This window comes from Candidatus Ruminimicrobium bovinum, assembly GCF_902760015.1.
GTDB lineage: Bacteria > Elusimicrobiota > Endomicrobiia > Endomicrobiales > Endomicrobiaceae > Ruminimicrobium > Ruminimicrobium bovinum.
On sequence record NZ_CACWEU010000013.1, the window covers coordinates 1 to 3,921 of the forward strand.

At 27.2% G+C, this 3,921-nt stretch carries 3 protein-coding genes and 1 tRNA gene; 3 read left to right on the forward strand and 1 reads right to left on the reverse strand.

All coding sequences use genetic code 11. From position 1 onward, the window contains the following. The 3 genes from ACMUOV_RS00340 to ACMUOV_RS00350 all read left to right on the forward strand — a co-directional run. On the forward strand, window positions 1-570 hold a 570-nt coding region (locus ACMUOV_RS00340), incomplete at its 5' end, for an AAA family ATPase (RefSeq protein WP_413852671.1). 277 nt (window positions 571-847) lie between these two features. Next, window positions 848-1,903 (forward strand): ATP-binding protein, encoded by a 1,056-nt coding sequence (locus ACMUOV_RS00345; RefSeq protein ID WP_413852673.1) that lies wholly within the window; start codon window positions 848-850, stop codon window positions 1,901-1,903. 598 nt (window positions 1,904-2,501) lie between these two features. Then, window positions 2,502-3,854 carry an RNA-binding domain-containing protein gene (locus ACMUOV_RS00350; protein WP_413852675.1) on the forward strand — a complete coding sequence of 451 codons (1,353 nt, stop codon included), beginning with the start codon at window positions 2,502-2,504 and terminating at the stop codon, window positions 3,852-3,854. Here the strand turns inward: ACMUOV_RS00350 and ACMUOV_RS00355 are convergent. Then, window positions 3,846-3,919, reverse strand: a tRNA-His gene (locus tag ACMUOV_RS00355). The genes ACMUOV_RS00350 and ACMUOV_RS00355 overlap by 9 nt on opposite strands. Between the last annotated feature and the right edge of the window lie 2 nt (window positions 3,920-3,921).

Below are 3,921 nucleotides of genomic sequence, written 5' to 3' on the forward strand. Positions count from 1 at the left end.
CATATAATTGCTATTAATTTGGAAAATGACGAATATGAAAATTTATATGACAGAACTAAATTAAGAGAATATATAAAAAGTAAAATTAAAGATAAAAAACAATATTATTTGTTTTTGGATGAGATTCAAAATGTTGAAAATTTTGAAAAGATGTTAAACGGCGGTATGCCGTATACTTTATCATTTGATACAACCGAAGAAAAAAGTAAATATTTAAAAGATTTGTTTAAGGAAACTTTTATTAAAGATATTATCGATAGATACAAAATACAGAAAAATGAAGTATTAGACACTTTAACAAATATTTTGGCTTCTTCAATCGGTTCTTTAACTAATCCAAATAGAATAACAGACACTTTTGTAAGTAAAGGTTATAAGGGAGTATCAAATAAAACCGATGATGAAGATAAGAAAGAAAGAGAAATTCGTCCGTATTTTAATATAGATGATAATTTTACAAAGATTATAGTTACCAAAAATTCACCTACATACAGAAATGAAGATGGTGTTTTGATAATCGGTTTAAAAGATTTTTTATTAAACCAAAATATCTTTGATAAAATCATTTAGAATTATATTAAATTTTTCAATTATAACTTTCTAAAAAGGAATGTGGGTTAATATAATTTCTATTTTTTCTTAAATAAAATATTTATAATTGTTCTGCCGATTTTTCTTTCAAGTCCGCTTATTCCTAACAATCTTTTCCAAGAAAATGAAAATCCGTATTTTTTAGTCATAATTTTACCTTGGGCTTTTATTTTCAGTTTCTTATCAATAAAAAATTATAATTTATTCAATAACTTTTAATAATTAATCAATCCAACTATCGTATCCTTCGGGATATATGTCTGTATCATCTGTTGGTATATGGCATCCTCTTTGCCTTATATATTTAACTATACTTTTTAATTGTTCATCCATTTTAGATGAAATTCAATTAGTAGATAGATTTGAATTTTTATTAAATGGTCTATTAAGAATACGAAATGTTGATATTTATGTAACCGGTAGTAATTCAAAGTTTCTTTCATCAGATGTAATTACCGAATTTAGAGGTAGAGGAGATGAAATAAGAATTTATCCGTTAAGTTTTGCTGAATTTTCATCAATACAAGAACCAAATAACAATAAAGTTTTTAATGATTATTGCAGGTATGGCGGTTTGCCTTTAGCTGCTCTTCAAAAAGATATAACGAAAAAAATAGATTACTTAAACTATCAAACTCAAAATGTTTATTTGAATGATGTTATTGAAAGAAATAGAATAAAAAACAAAGATGTTTTAGAAACTTTAATAGAAATAATATCTTCAAACATAGGTTCATTAACCAACCCTAAAAAATTAACTAACACTTTTAATAGCAAAAACATACCTATTACGGATAAAAGCATTAGTAAGTATTTGGGATATTTAGAGAATGCTTTTTTAATACAAAAAACTAAAAGATACGATATCAAAGGTAAAAAATATATAAATACACCTTTCAAATACTACTTTACTGATACCGGAATAAGAAACTCACTATTAAATTTTAGGCAAATTGAAACAAATCATATAATGGAAAATGTTATATATAATGAATTATTAATTAGAGGATATTCCGTTGATGTTGGAATAGTAGAACATAGAATTAAAAGAAAAAATAAAACAGAAAAAGTGCAGTTAGAAGTAGATTTTGTTTGTAATCACGGCAGTAAAAGATATTATATTCAATCTGCTTTTGCTATTCCAAATGAAGAAAAAATGAAACAAGAAACAAATTCTTTAACAAAAATAGAAGATTCTTTTAAAAAGATAGTTGTTGTAAAAGATAACATAAACTTATGGCGAAACAATGATGGTATTTTAATAATCGGTATAGAAGAATTTCTATTAAATAAGAATAGTTTAGATTTATAAAAATATATTAATATTTTAATAGTATTTCGACAAAAAAATCAGTTGATTTAATATTAAATCAACTGATTTATATCTATAAAGTTCTCATCATACACAAACGGGTATTCGGGTCGGGAATCTCTACGACCAGTTGTCAAAATCGAGCTTATCTCTCCCACACATCAAGAAAGTTAAGAAGTATCAAGAGCTTAAAAAGAAAAAAAGAGAAAGCAACAATAAATATAGTGAAATGAAAAAAAAATTTTAGAAATTGGTTTTTGTAAATATTGCTGATAAGGTATAAAGGGCTACTAAGTAATACAGATTAATATAAAGATAAACCCAAAAGTTCATTTTATTGCTCATTTTGATAGATTATATATTGTGTGGGGTTATCTTTATAATATATATTCTCTAACCATAGGATAAAAATACCCAGTTATACCTGTAACAATGCCGTAAAAGCATTGTTACTCTCAGTCTTTCCTTTTACCCAGTTTATATAACCTATTGTTTAATATAAGAATAACAAGGAATTTTATGCCTAAAAAAGTTGGAAAAATATGGAGCAATTTTTTATAATATATGGAAAATTAAAGTATGGAGTTATCGAATAAATATGTCAGATTTCAGAATAGAAGAAAGTGATACCGTTGAATATAAAGAAATAGTTAATGACACTCTTATAAAAGAAGTGGTATCTTTCCTTAATTATAAGAAAGGCGGACATATTTATATAGGAATAAATAACGAAGGTAAAATAATAGGTATATTAAACCCTGACCAAACACAATTGAAAATAATAAATATGATAAAGGATAATATCTGTCCGTCTTGCTTAGGATTATTTGATGTTGTTCTTGAAAAGTCTGACGATAAAAGCATTATCCATATAATTGTGTCGAGCGGACAAGAAAAACCTTACTATATTAAGCATTTAGGAATGTCAACAAAAGGTTGTTTTATAAGAGTAGGTTCTTCCGCACAACCTATGACACAAAATATTATAGATGATTTATACTCTAAAAGAACAAGAAAATCTTTAAGTAAAATACCATCTCCTCATCAAGATTTAACATTTACACAATTGAAAATATATTACGAAGGTCAACACAAAACATTAAATGATAATTTTGCTAAAAACCTTGATTTACTTACCGAAGATGGTAAATATAACTACACAGCTTATCTTCTTTCCGACACAAATTCCGTATCAATAAAAGTAGCTAAATATCTCGGTAAAGATAAATATGACTTAATAGAAAACCAGGAATACGGATATTGTTCTTTAATAAAAGCAACTAATGCCGTATTGGATAAGTTTGATATAGAAAATATTACAAGAACAAAAATAACCAGTAGAAACAGACTTGAGAAAAATCTTGTTGACAGGATAGCATTAAGGGAAGCAATAATTAATGCTATAGTCCACAATGATTATTCAAGCGAAGATTCTCCCGTATTTGAAATATATTCAGATAGGTTTGTAATAACATCTTATGGCGGACTTATAGATGGTTTAAGCAAAGAAGAGTTTTTTAACTGTGTAAGTAAACCGAGAAACAGAGAATTAATGAGAGTATTTAGAGATTTGGAACTTGTTGAACAGCTTGGCTCAGGTATGACAAGAATATTAAGGACAAACGATACATCCATATTCAACTTTATGGAACATTTTATGCAGGTTACTTTCTACTTTACTAAGGGATTTGAAGAAAACGAACCTATTACGGAAAGTAGGGAGAAAAGTAGGGAGAAAAGTAGGGAGAAAATTATAGAACTTATTAAAAATAATCCTAAAATAACCACAAAAGAAATGGCAGAAAGCTTAGGATTAACTATAAAAGCCATTGAAAAGCAGATAAAAACTCTCAAAGAGAATAATACAATAGAAAGAGTAGGAGCTGATAAAGGCGGTTATTGGAAAATTATCAAAACAAAAAGTTGGAGCAAAAACGTCAAGGGTGGATGACGAGATTTGAACCCGCGACCTTCGCTTCCACAGAGCGACGCTCTAACCAGCTGAGCTACATCCACCA